Origin of the sequence: Pedobacter sp. PF22-3, assembly GCF_026239555.1 — a bacterium.
GTDB lineage: Bacteria > Bacteroidota > Bacteroidia > Sphingobacteriales > Sphingobacteriaceae > Pedobacter.
In genome coordinates this window covers 36,725-54,860 of sequence record NZ_JAPIVP010000001.1, presented here as the reverse complement: position 1 = coordinate 54,860, position 18,136 = coordinate 36,725, and the positions used below count along the sequence as shown (strand labels likewise).

At 40.7% G+C, this 18,136-nt stretch carries 8 protein-coding genes and 1 tRNA gene; 7 read left to right on the top strand and 2 right to left on the bottom strand.

The genetic code is table 11. The features are described 5' to 3' along the window. Positions 1–594: 594 nt before the first annotated feature. Positions 595–1,101, bottom strand: a complete 507-nt coding sequence (locus tag OQX63_RS00250) for a D-glycero-alpha-D-manno-heptose-1,7-bisphosphate 7-phosphatase (protein ID WP_090979197.1) — start codon at positions 1,099–1,101, stop codon at positions 595–597. Positions 1,102–1,249: 148 nt separating this feature from the next. Further along, a complete protein-coding gene (locus OQX63_RS00245) occupies positions 1,250–2,536 on the bottom strand; it encodes a sugar MFS transporter (RefSeq protein ID WP_265848892.1) in 1,287 nt (428 codons plus the stop codon). A gap of 303 nt (positions 2,537–2,839) precedes the next feature. On the opposite strand from OQX63_RS00245, the gene OQX63_RS00240 reads away from it, so the two are divergent. The 7 genes from OQX63_RS00240 (at position 2,840) to OQX63_RS00210 (ending at position 18,074) form a co-directional block, all read left to right on the top strand. Next, positions 2,840–2,912: transfer RNA gene (locus OQX63_RS00240), tRNA-Lys, on the top strand. A 254-nt stretch (positions 2,913–3,166) separates the two neighbouring features. Then, positions 3,167–3,427 carry a hypothetical protein gene (locus OQX63_RS00235; protein ID WP_265848891.1) on the top strand — a complete coding sequence of 87 codons (261 nt, stop codon included), beginning with the start codon at positions 3,167–3,169 and terminating at the stop codon, positions 3,425–3,427. A 324-nt stretch (positions 3,428–3,751) separates the two neighbouring features. Then, positions 3,752–4,855: a UDP-galactopyranose mutase gene (glf, locus tag OQX63_RS00230; RefSeq protein ID WP_265848890.1), complete on the top strand. Its 1,104-nt coding sequence runs from the start codon at positions 3,752–3,754 to the stop codon at positions 4,853–4,855. A gap of 1,166 nt (positions 4,856–6,021) precedes the next feature. Beyond that, the gene (locus tag OQX63_RS00225) at positions 6,022–6,903 is read left to right on the top strand and encodes a hypothetical protein (protein WP_265848889.1); all 882 of its coding nucleotides are present in this window, start codon (positions 6,022–6,024) and stop codon (positions 6,901–6,903) included. Positions 6,904–7,050: 147 nt separating this feature from the next. Further along, positions 7,051–9,015, top strand: coding sequence for a prenyltransferase/squalene oxidase repeat-containing protein (locus tag OQX63_RS00220; protein ID WP_265848888.1), 1,965 nt, complete (start codon positions 7,051–7,053; stop codon positions 9,013–9,015). 26 nt (positions 9,016–9,041) lie between these two features. After that, entirely contained in the window at positions 9,042–9,866 is an 825-nt protein-coding gene (locus OQX63_RS00215; protein ID WP_265848887.1) for a phytanoyl-CoA dioxygenase family protein, read from the top strand. A gap of 81 nt (positions 9,867–9,947) precedes the next feature. After that, entirely contained in the window at positions 9,948–18,074 is an 8,127-nt protein-coding gene (locus OQX63_RS00210) for an RHS repeat-associated core domain-containing protein (RefSeq protein WP_265848886.1), read from the top strand. The last annotated feature ends 62 nt before the right edge of the window (positions 18,075–18,136 follow it).

Here is an 18,136-nt window from a genome sequence, read left to right as displayed (position 1 = left end):
CAGAACCAGTGCAAATCGGTTTCCTCAGTCCTGCTTTTCATTATATTCCGGTAGATTTTCAGTAAAGATAAATTGATCTGTTACCGGAATGCCATTTCAATCAGGTCTAGGTGGCCAGGGTACCTTAAGAAATCTCAAATGCCATGTGTAAGAAAGGATTTTATAAGGTTAGCAAGGCCAATCAAATTAGAAAGCCATGAGTTTTCGACTAACTAAGTCATTCATCCGCTCCTTCCCGTTCTAAACTTCGTGATTCATCACTTATGGTGGGTTAATGATGGCAACCGTACTCATTTTAATGGTCACACTGAAGAATAATCAATTTATAGGTCAAATAATGAATGATACGGGAATTTAATGGTGTGTATATCTCGGAAAAATCGTCATTGCGAGAAGGCTTTTTCAGCCGACGAAGCAATCTTTACAGGAAGAATTGCTAGCATGAAAGATTGCTTCGTCGTTCCTCCTCGCAATGACGATAAATCTATTGAAATCTGTAATGGTCGTTAAGGTGAAGCACCAATAAAGATATAATGTATACCCTAATTGGATGCCTGACTGATAATTAAAGTCTTAAGCGATTGCACGGAAATTTTAGACTAAAGACTCTCGACTAAGAACCTCTTTAACTTTCTCATAACTAATCTGCTCATCAGGTTCAATCAGAATACCCTTCACTCCTGCCCCATTTGCGGCTTCTACATCTCTTGGTTTATCACCGATCATAACAGATTGTGCCGGATCAATATCATACATATCAATTGCATCCAAAATCATTCCCGAAGCAGGTTTTCTACATTTACACTCCCCACCAACAGTTGGGTGATGCGGACAATAATAAAAACCTGCAATATCAGCGCCTTTAGCCAAAAAAGCATTGCGAAGCATCTGGTGCATAATAGCCAGTTCTTGTTCGGTGTAACGCTTTAAGGCAATACCGCCCTGGTTTGTAATTACAATCAGCAAATAACCCTCATCGAACAGTTTTTTTAGTACAGGGATTTGGTAATCTAAGATTTTAAAATCTTCAACGCGGCAGATATAATCGTATATTTCGTGGTTGAGTACACCATCGCGGTCGAGAAAAATAGCTTTGTTCATTCTTGAGATATGAGATATGATTTGAGAAATGAGATTTGAGACTCAGATCTCGTTTTATTATTTCGCCAAAATAACTGAAAATTAATCGCAAAAGAAAGCCCAATCTAATTAAAGAACGGGCTTAATCATCTAATTTATTTGGTTTTGGTTATTTCAGATTTAACCCTGCCTTGTGGCCTTTTATGGCGAAATATAGGATGTATAAGTAACATGGCAATACGGTTAAAAGATAGGCCAATTGAAAGTTAACATGTAATTTTTCATTCAAGAAAGCATATAACAATGGCATTAAAGCCCCACCTGCAATACCCATAATCATAATGGCTGAACCGATTTTAGTAAACTTACCCAGGTGACTAATACCGAGCGGGAAAATTGCCGGCCACATCAATGAATTGGCTAAACCCAACAAAGCCACAAAAATTACAGCAAACCAGCTAGAAATTACAAAAGATAAAATGGTAAATATGATACCTAAAATGGCACAGATTCTTAAAGCCTTTTGCTGAGAGATGTATTTTGGAATCGTTACGATACCAATAATATAACCGATTAACATACTAAAAAGCGTAATAGAAGTTAATTTCCCACTAATTTCAGCGTTAATACCTAACTCCCTTCCATAAATACCAATAATGTCGCCAGCCATAACCTCAGCACCTACATATACAAAAATACAAAGCGCACCTAAGAACAAATGTGGAAACTGGAAAATGCTTTTGTGTCTTAAAACTGCTCCTTTGCTTTCGTCGATTACATCCTCTCCAACTTCTACCTCCGGCAAATCGGTAAATTTAATTAGCACGGCAAAAAGGCAGAAGACGACTGCTAAAACGATGTACGGCATATTTACACGGCCTAATACATCATTTAACAGCTGCTCATGAACTGCGCCCGTAGCCGCTTTGATCTTTTTCTCTACTTCAGAAGCATTTTTTAAAAACAAACTGCCCATAATCAATGGCACAATCATACCGGCAAATTTATTACAGATGCCTGCAATACTAATGCGTTTGGCAGCGCTTTCTATGGGGCCTATAATGGTTAAATAAGGATTTGATGCCGTTTGTAACAAAGCTAATGCCGCGCCTTGAACAAATATACCGGCTAAGAAAAGGCCAAAAGTACGGGTTTGGGCTGCTGGAATAAAGATCAACGAACCAAGGCCCAAAATCACCAAACCTAAAACAATCCCATTTTTAAAGCCCACTTTCTTAAGTATCCACGATGATGGTAAAGCTAAAAAGAAATAAGCCATATACGAAGCAAAGGTTACAAAGAATGCCTGTAAATTTGATAAGCCAAAAGATAATTTAAAGAATGGAATCAGGGTTCCGTTTGCCCAGGTAACAAAGCCAAAAATAAAGAATAAGGCACAGATAATAATAAGCGGTTTTGGCCCCTGTGTTGGGACTGGTTTTGTTGTTTGTAGCATAAAGTTTGGTTCGGTTTAATTTGTTTGGGCCAAACTAAACAATAATTTTTAATAAAATATGGATCACCGCTTTTGTAATTTAAATTTTAACATTTCTCTTAGGCCTTTCTCACTTTGGGGATATGAATTTAAGTTAAGCATAGGAAAAATTATCAAATCTATTCGAAAATAGAAAGGCCGAATAATTAATTTGCCTATAAATCAATACACTACCGCATTTATCGATTTATTATTTGCATGAAAGAGTCTATACGCCTATATTTGCACCACTTTAAAGGAAACGATTAACGTTTATATAAAGTAGATTCCGTAGCTCAGCTGGTAGAGCATTACACTTTTAATGTAGTGGTCCTGGGTTCGAATCCCAGCGGGATCACACCAAAGACTATCAAAATGTATAAAACCCTGCAATCGCACGATTAGCAGGGTTTTTGCTTTTACGGAATTGCCAAAAATCACATGAATTCACAAAAATTAGTGAGTGATTCGGTGAGTAAGGCAAAACGGTTAACCAAAAAAAGGTCATCGGTTCCACTACTGTCAACAGCTGTCAAGATTGTTGATAGATAGTCCACCAACAAAGTTTGCCTCAATAAAGGCTTGCTTCTTCAGGTTCCCAGCAACCCAAAGATGAACGAATACCTGAAGGAAATTGCCGACCTGTGCGGAATTGAAAAGAAACTCACCTCACACATCGCCCGCCATACCTTTGCGACCACAGTCACCCTGTTGAACGGCGTATCTATCGAAAGCGTACCTGAAATGATGGGCATACCAATATCTGCACCACCCGACTCTATGCAAAAATGCTGGATGAAAAGTTGCCAGCGATATGGCACCATTAAGAAAAATGTTTGCTTTTCTTTTTTTGTGATTCTTATTTTTCAGTAAGCCTATATCCCGTCCTTAACCAATCAGCAAATTCTTTAAAAATATTTTAAAAATAAAATTTATTAAACTATTGTAATTTTATTAGATAAACAGTTAATTTATTAATAAAACGCTAATCTTAAAATATGCTCAAATTCATTCTCTTCCGGCCACGACTTGCATCTAAGTTATTAATAAAAATATCGGCGAGTTTACGAGAAAAATAAATTCTCGAAATCTTCAAGACCTTTAAGATCATTTCATGATCCCATGAATATTTAAAATATGATTTGAGTACGGAAATTTATTCCACTTGAAACAAACGTATCTATAAATTATTTTACTATGAAGCAATATGATTTCCTAATTGTAGGAGCAGGTTTGTATGGTGCAGTATTTGCCAGGGAAATGACCGATGCTGACAAGAGGTGCCTAGTTATTGATAAGAGAAATAATACTGGTGGAAATGTATATTGTGATAAAATAGAAGGAATAAATGTACATTCATATGGTCCCCATATTTTTCATACAAATGATAAGTCAATATGGGATTATGTAAACTCTTTTGTAGAATTCAATAATTTTAGGTACTCACCACTTGCGGATTATAAAGGCCATCTATATAATCTACCTTTCAATATGAATACTTTTTATCAGTTGTGGGGGGTGAAAACGCCATCGGAAGCGAACGAGAAAATTAGGGATCAAGTTAAGAAATCCGGAATCATTCATCCTAAAAACCTGGAGGAACAGGCAATAAGTATGGTGGGTATAGATATCTACAAAACACTTATAAAGGGCTATACTGAAAAACAATGGGGTCGTAAGGCTACTGAATTACCACAATTTATTATAAAACGACTACCCGTACGGTTTGCCTTTGATAATAACTACTTCAATGATAAATATCAAGGTATACCCATTGGTGGATATAATAATTTGATTGATGGGCTCTTGAAAAACATAGAAGTCAAGACTAATGTTGATTTTTTTAATTCTCGTGAAGAGTTATCTAAGCAAGCAGATTGTATAATCTATACTGGGAAACTTGATGAGTTTTACAACTATCAGTACGGTTATTTGGAATATAGAAGTTTGAGATTTGATCACAAAGTACTAGATATACCCAATTATCAGGGAGTAGCCGTAATTAATTCTACAGAAGTTGAAATTCCCCATACTCGCATCGTTGAACATAAACATTTTGAGTTTGGAGTTCAACCAACAACAATAATTACAAAGGAATATCCTGAAGAGTGGACGCCAGGTAAAGAGGCCTACTATCCTATAAATGATGAAAAGAATAATCGAAAATTAAAAAAGTATATGGAGTTGGTTAATCAAGAGAATAATGTTGTTTTTGGAGGAAGACTAGCAGAATATAGATATTATGATATGCATCAAGTAATTGGTTCAGCATTAAAAAAAACGAAATCCATGATAAAATAAAATCTGGTATGTTATTCGGCATCCAAAAAGAGATTAGCAGGGCTGCATCTTTCAGGGTTTTTTTAGGAAAAGATTTCTTTAAACTTTTTCTTCTAATTAATTGTAGATATCGAATCGAGGCAAGTCGTATTTACACTTGAAAACTTGCCATGCCCTTTCCTGATCTGCTAACATTCCTATGCATCCATTGGTAAGTTTAGTCAATAATATTGAGGAGAACATTCCGCTGGAAAAACTCCAAATTGCCCAGATCTTAAGTTTTCACAAGATATCCTATAAGATGAATTTACAGGGAAGGATCAAATATGGGCGGTATGATTACGATTTCGAACTTTAACGAGTATTGGGCTATTCCATCCTAGAATTAATTTTCATTAGTCACGCCAAATCACGTTTCGAATGGTTCTATTTTTGTACTAGGGATTTACAAAAAAAAAGATCAGTAAGTATATGAATCCCTGGATTGGTATTGATTATACTTTTGTGGTTTGTGAGAAAATTACATTTAATCACATAAAAATACATCACATTTTGTATGTCTTTATTTATAATATTAAAATTACTCATTTTTTGTTATAATAATACATAAATGTAATTTTAATAATCTTATAAATGTATTACTTTAATTTCATTTATATTTTTTTATGTTTAATTTCTTCTTTGAAGAATTAATTACAATGTACTAAAACCATCAGTTTGAAATAATTTAATTAGTCATTACTCAAGAAATTTATTCCGATTAAATATGATATGAATGCTTTGATTTTAGCATGGAATAATTTGATTTAATATTCTTATTTTTTTTATAAATAATTGATAATCATTTTTTTATTATATTTTATATAAAGTTTTTAGTATTGTAATTTCAGTTGTTTAGTTTTTTTTTCTTTGTGAAACTATTTACGGTGGCAATAGAATTAATCTACTGACTCAATATTTTTTCAAGTAAAAAGAACTGAGTTTATTTTGCATAGGCATAATGATGATTTTTTTAATAAGCTTTTTTTTATTGATTATCATTAAAAGCTTCGTATTCAGCTTATAGATAATTTAATTATTTGGATATTAAATATGTATGTATTATTTTTATTCATAATATGTGTTTTAATAATACAATCCATTTATATATTAATCACTAAATTTTTAACCATCTAAAAAACAATTCTATGTCAACCTCATCGACAGCAGTAGACGTGACAGTAAGTCCGTCGAGTCCGCTTTACATTACGGACACTAACAATCAGTTCGGAACAGTAACCGTTTTACCCGGTGGACAAATTTTTGTCCAGACAACCGGCAAAATTTCCATTGCTGCCCTAATCAAATCAACACCCAACAATGCAAAAGCATTAATGGCGCAGCAAGCTACCGGAGATATCAACATTCTTGGTGCCCCAGGTGCAGCAGGCACAAATGCCTCAGCAGGTGGAAACGGCCAGAACGGCGTTCCTGGTCAGAATGCAAGTTGCAACTGGGCTTCCGGATGTAACGACGGTTCCAACGGTACCAGCGGTGCCACTGGTGGTAATGGTGGTAATGCCGGTAATGGCGGCGACGGCGGTGATTCTCCTGCTACTACCATGTACATTGGTAAAGTTACCGGTACTTTCTCTGTTGTAGGTGGAGGTGGAAATGGTGGCGATGGCGGAGCCGGAGGTAACGGCGGAAGCGGTGGTAACGGTGGCAATGGTGGTAACGGCGATAGTTCAGGCGCTTATTCGCGTGGAGGTTATAGCGGCGGTAACGGCGGTAATGGCGGAGCCGGAGGTAACGGCGCTAATGGTGGCAATGGCGGCAATGGTAATGTGATCAATATCACTTACGGAAGTCTGGATGCTGGCTCTCAGCTTATTGGCCATCCTGTAGCTGGTCTTCCTGGTAATGGAGGCAACAGCGGTATTGGCGGCACAGGCGGCACAGCCGGTACTGGCGGCTCATCAGGCGGTGCAAACGGAACGCCGGGAAATACTGGTTCAAATGGCACATCTGGTTCTAGAGGCAGCAACACGGGGCAGGCTCCACAGATTAATATTCAACCAGGTAGTTAATTCATAATTACGTTTGTAACATTCTTTGTTTGCAATCACAATTTAAACTATTTAAACCCCGCGGCTGATGTTCAAATCGACCGTGGGGTTTATAAGCTCCTAAATCAAAATCTAATTTATCCTGTCCTCTCAATTTTAAAAAATTATATGATTCGTAGTGTACGCCTCGGCCAAAAAGTTCAACGGCTTATTTCGCTTGCTGAGCGCATCCAACCTACGGCTAACTCTTTAACAGATAGCTGTTACCAGCTTCTTGATTCTGATTTTGGCTCGGAAGATTTTATTATTGGTGCTTCATGCCTGAACAATGATGGTTCACCATTGCAACTTTGCATTACAACTTCTGGCAAGGGTACATCACTCAGGATTATCGTTGACCCGGGTTCCTTTCACACAACCATCGAATCGCGGTATCATTCATCTATCAAAACACTTCTGCAAGCTATTGATAGCAGTGGAAGCAGTGATTTAAAAGAGATTGCTGAAAAAACAATTGAAATGTTACTGCCAAAAAGCAAAGATGACCGTAACATTTACAAACAAGGATTTGCATGGATTGGCACAAGTCCGCAACAGCCTGGAATTGCTTTTTACCTGGAAATGGCACCTCTCAGCCAGGAAAAGGGATGGAATACGGTAACCACCTGGCTCAAAGAAATTCTGCCTTCTGCCAATGATGCGATGGCCATCATAAATAAATTAAAAAAACATTGTGTTGTTGCAAGTGCGGGATTAGAGGGAAGCACGCTTGAAAATTCAAGAGCTAAGATCTATTTCAGAATGCGCGAGACTACAGACTTCCAGCATTTAGGCATCGAGCTGTTTTCATCGCAAGAAATGAAAGACTTCCTGGCCATTGCAACAGAAAAATATAAAACAGATTTGAATGGGTTGGTGATGAGTGTGGGCTTTAATCTTCAAACTGGTGCGCATGCTGATGTAAAAGCCGACTTGTGCGGCCATTGCCTCAAATACAAACCTGAAGAATGGTCATCAATCATTAACAAATTAACAGCACACTTCTCGATTACACCTGTTGATACCAGCATCATGCTGGACAGTCAGGAATACCAAATAGCCTTCATTGGGTTTGGACTTACTTTTGATCAGAAACCAAGATTAAACTTATACATCAAGCATGATGTACAAAATGGCATGCCGGAATCAGACGAAATATGGGGAGCGCTCAAAGATTCGATGCGGTACCTGATATCCATACAGAACGAAAATGGCAGCTGGGATGATTATCACCTGCCGGTAGGGACTTCAGACCAATGGGTTACGGCATACGCCGCACATGCGCTGGCACAGTATGGTAAAAAAAGTGGCAACAATAGCGCTACTGATGCTGCAACAAAAGCCGCCTATTGGCTTTCAGATCAAAGGAGCTACAATTCTGGATGGGGATTTAATGCCATGACAGGGCCTGATGCGGACTCAACTGCGATGGCCGTTGCATTGTTTGATGAACTTGGCCTTCCTGTTGAAGCTACTGATCGTTTATTTTTTCAGGAACACTGGCGAGAAGATGATTGTATTGCTACCTATACCGAACCTGATGCATGGGCCACAGGTCATTGGGATGTTACTCCATGGGGTTATCACGGCATGTCGACTGAAGATAGGGCCACATTTTTTGATCCGTTTCAAAAAGCTTTACACACCCACCGGATGGACAACGGCTTTTGGCGTTCGTACTGGTGGCGAAACCCCTATTACAGTACATTCATTACATTGGAAGTACTGGATCGTTTGGGGCTGCAGGAGCCGCTGGATGCTTATGAATATGATGTATCTTCTATTCAGATTGACAACGCTTTTGATCTTGCCTGTTATATCGGCATTGAATGCATCAGAGGTTATGCTGATGAAAAAATAGGCGCCCATCTTCGCACCTTGCTCAACTGGCAGGCAGAGAATGGACAGTGGCATGGTTCTGCAAATCTGCGTGTAACAGATAACTTTTGTTACGAGCCCTGGAACAATCCTTCGGGAGCATACTACGAAGACAAGAAATCCATTATTACAACTGCAACCATCATGCGGGTACTTTCAAAAATTATTCCAACAAAAGCACCACATAACAGCAGCGTAATATATAACTGGATGTAATTTTCATTTTTTTAATCCAATAAACTATGGCACAAAACGTATTTATTGACCAGCAATATGATGCAATTTTCCAGGAGCAGGGATATCTGGTTATGAACCTTCTTACCGCAAAAGATCTAGTTGACTTAAAGTCGGTTTTTAAAGCTGTTGAAGTGCAACATACGTTTGATATTGTGGCTTCAGTGGTACTTCAGGATATTGAAATGCGACGTTTCATCCATCAAAACATCTTGCCCGTTTTTGAACGGCGCCTGCTTCCTGTATTAAATGAATATAAATTTGTTTTAGGAAGCTTCGTGGCCAAGCGGGCAGATTCGGAATATGGTAAGTTTCCGCTACATCAGGATCCGACTTTTGTAGAAGAAGAAAACCACATTGGGCTTAGTATATGGTGCCCGCTCGTTGACGTAGATGAAACCAATGGTTGCCTTGGCGTTTTGCCTGGAAGCCATCGCTTAAAAAATCTTTACCGTTCACCTATTATGCTACCTTATCCAGAATTGGTAGAAACTATTGAAGCCAGGCATATGCATTATATACCAATGAAGGCTGGACAAGTGTTATTCATGAATACAAAAGTAATTCATGGTTCACCACCCAATTTAAGCACGGCTATAAGACCCGTTGCTGCAGGTGTGGCTATACCAGCCCATTTACCGCTGCTTTGCTGCCATGTAGATGAAGAGGCAGACCCCGCTAAAACAAGTGTATTCCATGTTCCTGACGACTTCTACCTGAGGCATACAATGACAACTCTTCCCAAAGAAGGAACCTGTTTTAAAACCCTTCCACAACAAATAGAACAACTTTCCATAGAAAAAATAGAGAAACAGTTTACTGTTTTGAATTAAATAATAAGTCTACATTTTTTAGCCAAATAACGCATCTCCAACTTCAATCACTAAAAGTTCTCAATTAAAATCCATCCTGTTATGTCTACTAAACCATCAAATAATGGCAGCAGTGCTGCTCAATCTGAAGTGCCGGCTTTACACTCTTTTGAGTTTGATAAAACGGCAATAGGAAACATTAAGAGTAGTGTCAACAAATTTCGAGGCTGTGTATCTATGCCATTGGATCTGATGACTTTACCTGGGCTGGAAGGCCTTGATGTAAAATTATCTGTTCTTTATTCCAGTAATGTAAAAAACAATTTAAATACCTGGAATACAGAGGCCCCTACCGGAATTCTGGGTTTAGGCTGGCAAATGCCTATTGAAATGATTACGGTAGACAAAGGAGGAAGTGCATCTGTGACCTCTGATAAGTATTATCTGGTCTCTGGTGGAAGTGCCAATCCAATGGTAAAAACGGGGGAAACGTCTAATGGAAACTGGATATTTCAATTGCGGAATTTCCAGTTTTGGTCTGTACAGTATAACCCTGCACTAAAGATTTGGATCATCATAAAAGAAGATGGTTTTACATATACTTATGGTGCTGGAAATAATACGGCTTCAAATGGCACCCAATGGGGTATTAGCTGGGGAAACTGGATTGGCTCCAGCAATGTGGGCGCAACACAGGTGCTTTACCCTACTGCATGGAATCTCGTTTCCATTGTTACGCCAATGGGCAACTCGATTCATTATCAATATATCAGTGTCTTGCAGAAATTAATCTCCTCCGGGCTGGCATATACTCAGGCTTCTTACCTTGGCAAAGTAACTGACAGCTACGGACGTGTGATTACTTTGAATTATGGAAATAAATTTGGTATGCTTAATCCTGGTAGTGACAGTGACGGTACGCCGATTGTTGAATACCAGCCACTGCATACCCAGATAGCGCCCCCCTCTCCCAATGCTTACCAGGACAGATATGAAACCTATTTCTTAGATGCTGTTGACGTGGCGGATGCAGATGGTAATCCGCTTTCAGGCATGAAGTTCACTTACGAATTCATGAATAATGCTGCATCTTCTGACGGCAACTATTCATTGATGTACAAGCGGTGCCTTCAGTCAGTGTTTCAATACGCCAACCTGGGCGAAACGCTTCCAGCGATGAATTTTGAATATTTTCCTACAAATTCATCCAGTATCAATCCTGGTGCCCTAAGCGCTATTGTATATCCTGAAGGAGGCAAGGCGTCCTTTGAATATAAAACGCAGACCATAACATCAGCTAATTCATCTAAAAAAGTACAGCTACAAAATCCTGTTACTGGCAGTATTCCGCGCGTTTGGTTTGGATCTAATTACGTCGTATTCACCTACCAGAGCAACAACCAGGTACAGTTAAGGATGCAATCTTGGAATGGGCAGTGGGTAAGCCAAACTGTAAACATCAGTAAGACCGTAGCCACCGGTAGCCTGATGGTACAAACTACAGAAAATTTCTTTGCGCTTTCTCTCCGCAACAGCTCCACCGGTAACGACGAATTGTACCTATTCCGCAACGATGATGCAGGACAGGATTTAAAATTTGGAAACTGGGTCATGTATAATAATCAGCCCTTCATACTTACCGTAAAGGCCAATTCTAAAGCTGAGTCTGTTTTTGTTGCCGGTGATAGTTTTGTAATGGCCTATAATACCGATTATACCACTAACCGTGTACAGGGATTTTCGTATAACTGGCAGGATGGCATGTGGAATGGAAACGGATCTCCCCTGCTGCCCAATTCTTCAGATTGCGTACTGGCTTCAATTACTGCAGCGCAGAATTTTTATGCCGTGTCCTGTTATCTCCAAAGTTCACGTCAGCTCAAAAATTATCTGTTTTACCGTGCTTTAGATGGCACATGGAAAAATGGCAGCCAATGGACTTTAAGCAATATTGATGTGGTGGTAGATCAGCCAACCAATATGGCCTATCTCGCTATCAGCCCTACAGCAAGTTCATTGGTACTTACATTTGCAACAAGCACGACGAGTACTGCTATTAATTACAGCCTGAGATTATTTAATTGGGATGAAAATTTCTCCGTACTGAACCCATCATCTCCTGGCTCTGTTGATTTATCTTCCCCTATTGTAAGTGGAAATTCACTTTATCAAATATTCCAGACATCAATCGTTGGATCTACTGTAAATAACAACCTGGCGCTATTGCGCAATGCCGGCGGTGATCAGCATTACGGCTCTGTGTGGAATCAGAAAAGCTTTTCGTCTCCCGGCGCAACAATTGGGCTGAACATGGCTACTGGTGAGGATATATCCATTCTTTCTCCAGCTAGTGGTTCCGCGCCCAATCAATGGGCGGCATTTAATCCGAATGCCGGTAACTGGTCTATATTGTCAAATGTTCCATCCGGAAATAACCCGAGTATTTCGGGTAATTATATGACGGTTGGAAAAACCATCTATTTTAGGGGCACAGACGGCACATGGAGGTCATTATCAACTCAACTCGGTAGTTTCAATGATCCACAGAGTCTCCAAAACCGGGGGCCGAGGTTTATCAGCTACCAGGATGCTAGTGACAATACAGCGTCATCCTACGTAGCAGCTTTAAAAAACGGAACCGCGCAAGTACCGCAGAAACTAAATAATGTTAAATCATTCGTACCCAATGGTACGGCCGGAACGATGCTGGTTGCTGGCCGCTTCCTGGTTACCTACCCTTCATCTGCAGCCTCATTTGATGCCAGCCCAACAATGGATTTATGGAACCTCGATGAAGTTAATTTCAATCAGTCGGCAACAGATACCCCCGTGGCATATCTTGTAATTGAGGATCAATATGATGCCAAGCAGCGTTTTACGCAATCCTACTATTATGCCAACTCTCCCGAGTCGCAAATTGTTTACAATGCCTTGATGGGGGTGGCACAGTATCCGTTGGTGATGGTGGTTCCCGGTGTTAAAGAGAGCGCTGCTTTGCCAACATCCACACCAGAAGGAAGTAGTCAGTTTTATTATTCTAACGGACTTGCCCAGCAATCAACACTTTACCCCTCAGGTGGACTCCAGAATTTCCAGAACATCCTTAACGGCATTCAGCTTGGCCAAAAGGATTTTGCTAACGATGGTAGCCTCGTATCGTCGCAGCTAAATTACTGGACGGTTTATTCTAAAGACGTGACAGGCAAATACCTTTTAGGCGGATATGCACGTTGCGAAAAAACGGCCAACATGAAAGATGGCATTGTTCAATGGTCTACAGGCACTTATGACAAGACTACTGGTGTATTACTAGCACAAGAGAAATCTTATTATGATGCTGATGGGGTTCAAAAAAATATGCGCACAGAAACCTTATACGCTTACCAGGTTCCGGCATATGCTACTTCGTTCAACAAGCTGCACATATTCTCTACGGTGGCCATGACAACCCAGAGCGTAGCACCGGCAGATAATAGTTCAAGGAATTATGTCAAGAGTCAGGCCACTACTTTTCGCAACTGGGCAGATAGTACGGTAAACACCGATTGTAATAGTAGCGGTTCGTGCAAACTGGCCGCTTATCAGATTTTTGACTGGACAAAGCCAGGCACTGTAGCACCACAATTTCCTTCGGATACCCCTACAGATGAATGGCAATTGAAGACCAAAATCATTTCCAGATCGGGTACAGGTAACCTCATCACGGAGCAGGTAGATGGTAATCAGCTTATCTCCTCTTTCATTTACGATAAAAACCAACAGTCACTAGTTGCTAAATTTCCAAATGGCAGTTTGTCGGGAAATGAGGTGAGTTACTATGGCTTTGAAACTTATGAAACGCCAATCGGTTGGGTGATGGGGTCTGGAAGTACAATTATTCCAAATACTCAGAATACAGTAGTAGATGCGCATACTGGTACCAACAGCCTAAACATTGCAGCAGGCAGTACTGGTACGGCTGGCGTGCAAGGCTTATTTACCCCCATCCGTCAGGATCAGCAATATATATTTTCTGCTTGGGTAAAAAAGCCTTCGGTATTTAACAATAACGTGGGTAATGCTTCATGGAAAATATCTGTTTCTGGAGGCACGTCGTACGTGCTAAACTTCCCGGATACCGTTGGCCAGTGGATGTACGTATCCCAATTAATTGATCTTCCTAACCCTCAAGGTAATGCACAGATTGCCATTACTTGCGAAAATGAGAATACATCCTGCAATGTCCTTGTAGATAATCTGCGATTTACACCATTGGCTTGTATTATTGAGGCTTATGGTTATAAAAATACGTTAGAAGAACCTACGGCCGTAATTGGCGCCAATGGCGAAACAAAACGTAAGGTATTGGATAGTTTTCAGCAGGAAATTTTATCTACCAATGCGGCAGACAGAACATCAAAAATTCAAAATGGTTACCTGTCCCGTAGCGGAAATTTAGGGGTGTTTGTTGCGGCTGATCCCAATTCTTCGGTTACTATTACCGGGGCTGATGGTGGTGATCTCATTGAATTTACCCGTGGTTCGGAATGGTCATCTGTATGGCAGCAAGAAAGCGGCAATTGGGATGTCGCTGGTACTGTTCTTACGCAGCAGTCAGCAGGCACAGCAGGTTCGCTCACGCATTCCAACGATGATATGCAATCAGACTTTTCGCTGGATGTTGAATTCAATCTGCTCGAAACGCCTGTTACGCCATTGGGGATCAGTCTGGGATTGGCACTCACCGTTCAATGGAATCCGCAATTAACTTCCTGGCAGTTGCTGGATTCAGCCGGCGTAAATTTGCTCCCTCCGGTAGATACACGTGCGTTTAATCTTGCGCAGAATCCTTTTGAAAACCAGCTTGATACAGGTGTCTTGTCTGATGGTCTTTGCAATGAATTTAATAAGGCCGGCTTCCTGCTTCCTAAAACATCTACGATCAGCACAGGTGCTGCTACAGGCAAAGGCTGGACAATTACCAGTCCAGATAATGCTTATCGTTATGCGCTTAAATTAGATGGTACTAACATCGCAGTATATACCATGAATAAACAGTGGACCTTGCTTGTAGGCCAATCAACCGCTGTTTTCTGGGCAGATGGAAAAATGATCTTCAGCTATACGGCAGATGCTCATTTTGCTGGTGTGCCCACTATTTTCTTCGGCAACAAGGTAGCCATTTCACAAATCGCTACAGCGGTAATGCCAATGGCTGCTATCTCATTCGACGATGCAAATGGGATGAATATCCAGGCGCAGCAATATGCTGGCTCACAAATGGTGGTCGGTCAGTTAATATCCGATAATTTAGGCAGAATTGCTATAAGGACTAAGCAAGCATACATTTCTCCACAGCAAAATCCGATGTTTAGCTACTGCAGTGGTTTTGCTGCCATGAACTGGACTGCTGGAACCATGACAGGCTTGGTGAGTGCTGCTTATCCTACTGATAACGGTTATCCATTTGCAAGGCAAACATTTGAAACATCTCCACTTGCACGCATAGTTCAGGAAAGTGTACCTGGTGAAGATTTCAGGGTAAATGGCGGCAAATGTACCGTTACCAGCTATAGTGCAGTAACGGGTCAGACTGGAGCGATGATTTATGCTAAAAAAACAACAACAAATCCCAATGGCAACGTCTTTTATGAAGTAAGCACGTTATTGGATCAAGTGATCCAAAATGTATCTGCTACCGGTACTGAAATCAAAAATGAAACTAGCTTTGACGACGCTGGCAACCCGACGATTGTCCGCTCTCCAAACTATTTTAACCCACCGGCCAATTCCGTGCAAAATGATTGGGTAACACTACAGACTTTTGATTATTTAAATCAACTGCTCACGCTGAAGCAAGGTACGAATGCGCCTGCTATTTTTATATACGACCAGGCAGGGAATATCCGTTTCAAACAGGACCAACAGGGCGCAACAGATGGAAACTATGTTTATGTAAAATACGATCTCCTCTCCCGTCCCGTTGAAACTGGCTATATTGCAGGAGCCTGGAACCAGCAGCAGTTGCAACAATATGCCAATACCGATCCGCTTTGGCCGCAGAATAATCCGACCTGGAGACAAAAAAACATATATGATGGAGGTGTTGTTGGTTTAAATACCATCGGTAGAATTTCTGCTATGCAAGCCAATAATGGCAACGCCGGAATTGCAGATGTTACAGAAAGCCTGGCTTACGATATTTTTGGGAATACTATTTCCGACTCCCTTGCCGTAAACGCTTTTGATGGTGGTACCGAACGAATTGTTAATTATGAATACAATGATGTTGGCACAATTACTCAAATTCAATACCCGAATGAAACCTATGAATATGCTGTTTTTTACCAATTGAATTCATTGAACCAGATAATCGGAATTACAGATAAAATGTCTTCACAGATGCAGGGCGAATCGGGAACCAGTACGATCGGAAACTTTAGCTATGATGCGGCGGGTACACCATTGGAAAATCAGCTGGTGCTTACAAACGCGACTATTAAACAGACCTATGGTTTTAATGCACCAAACTGGCTGTTGAACATCAATAATCAGAACCAGGAAGGTTCAAGTATTTTCGAGGAGACGCTCACTTATACATCGGGGGGCTATGCCAACGCTGGGTATTTTGACGGCACCATTGCTTCTTCTGCCGCGCAGGTGAGTGGCCAGGCCAATAACGAGTACCAGTATGCCTACGACGCTATTGGGCAGCTACAAAACGCAAAGGTGCCTACAAACACACCTGCAAGCACATCAGCTGCACCTGATGTAAATTATGATAAAAATGGTAACATACAGAACTTTACTGGAAGCAACATCTCGTGTGCATACACCTATAATCAAGGCAACCAACAGGTAAATACCATTAGTGATATTAATAATTCTCAGGTAATCGCACAGTTTGCCTACAACCAAAACGGGAATGCTATTTCCATGAACATGGCTGATTCAAAGATCAGCAAACCATTTGCTTTGGGTTTTACTTACGATCCTGCTTCTATGTTAGCTGTAAGCATTGTAGACAATACTCAGAGTGGCAGTACGTTGAATTTTACTTATGGTTGCCGTAATGAACGATTGCTAAAAACCGTTACAGGAGGAGTTTCGCCGGCAGGAACAAAATTATACGTGCGGGGTACCAGTGCAATGCCATTGCAAGAAGTTTTTATTGATGCTGATGGAAAAACGAGGTCATCTGTGAACTATGTTTATGGCCCTGGTGGTCTCATTGCTATGCGAAAGCTCGACGGTTCCACTGCAACGCTGTATCATATCCTAAGTGATCATCTTGGCTCGGCAAGAGCGGTTATTGATCTTAGTGGAAATGTGGTTGCATCTTATGAATACCTCACATTTGGTGCTTTGTCAAACATCAATGAACCAAGCCCTGGATTTCTGCCTTACTTGTACACCGGTCAGGAGTTTGATTTGGAAATTGGGCTGTACAATTACAGGGCCCGTTTCTATAGTGCTTCGATAGGAAGGTTTATTGCAACCGATCCAGGCCGCCAGTACTTTAGTCCATATATTTATGCATCCAACAATCCGGTGTTGTTTATTGATCCAACCGGTATGTTCTCTATTGGTAGTTTCTTTAGTGCTATTGGAGGGATATTTATTGGTGCTGTAGAAATCCTGATCGGTGTTGTTATTGACGTGGTAGCTGCGGTTCTTGAGGTAGTTACTGGGGGATTAGGTACACCAGCAGCTATTGGGTTGGGAGCACTTTCCGGTGTCTTCTACGGAGCTGGGGTAAGTTCGATTACCTATTCTGCATTTCACTTCGATGATTTCAGCTGGAAAGAATACGGTATCCAAATGGGCATTGGTGCACTTACCGGTGCATTAAGCGGAGGTTTCGGAGCTGGTTTAGGTATTGCAGCCAAATCAGCTCAGGTAGCACTTACAGAATTTACGGCTACGGCGCGTGCTACTGCAGGGTTGTTAGAAGTTTTCGGCCAGCCTGGCGTGGCAACAGCTGTAAAAGCTGGTGCATGGGTTACCGAAAAGGGCGCAGCACTTGCAGGGTTGGCTACCAACGGACCTGTAGCTGCAGGATGGGGCGCTCTGGCCAAGGGGATTGGAACGGGTATTATTAAGAGTGAGGCTATTGGAGCTTCCATCAATACAGTTAAGAATATGGCACTCGGCAATAACTGGGATGCTGGCCTTAGTCAGGTTGTATTCAGCTCGGCACTCAGTGGATCAATAGGCGGATTGCAGGTTTCGAACCGGATCAAATATTGATAAAATGATTAAAAAACTGTATTATAAATGATTTAATATATGAAACACACTATTTCTTTCAT

What these genes read in the sequence shown, in the direction of transcription:
- OQX63_RS00235 (WP_265848891.1), top strand. Translation starts at nt 3,167, where the DNA reads ATGAACGAATACCTGAAGGAAATTGCCGACCTGTGCGGAATTGAAAAG.
- OQX63_RS00245 (WP_265848892.1), bottom strand. Translation starts at nt 2,536, where the DNA reads ATGCTACAAACAACAAAACCAGTCCCAACACAGGGGCCAAAACCGCTT.
- OQX63_RS00210 (WP_265848886.1), top strand. Translation starts at nt 9,948, where the DNA reads ATGTCTACTAAACCATCAAATAATGGCAGCAGTGCTGCTCAATCTGAA.
- OQX63_RS00215 (WP_265848887.1), top strand. Translation starts at nt 9,042, where the DNA reads ATGGCACAAAACGTATTTATTGACCAGCAATATGATGCAATTTTCCAG.
- OQX63_RS00220 (WP_265848888.1), top strand. Translation starts at nt 7,051, where the DNA reads ATGATTCGTAGTGTACGCCTCGGCCAAAAAGTTCAACGGCTTATTTCG.
- glf (WP_265848890.1), top strand. Translation starts at nt 3,752, where the DNA reads ATGAAGCAATATGATTTCCTAATTGTAGGAGCAGGTTTGTATGGTGCA.
- OQX63_RS00225 (WP_265848889.1), top strand. Translation starts at nt 6,022, where the DNA reads ATGTCAACCTCATCGACAGCAGTAGACGTGACAGTAAGTCCGTCGAGT.
- OQX63_RS00250 (WP_090979197.1), bottom strand. Translation starts at nt 1,101, where the DNA reads ATGAACAAAGCTATTTTTCTCGACCGCGATGGTGTACTCAACCACGAA.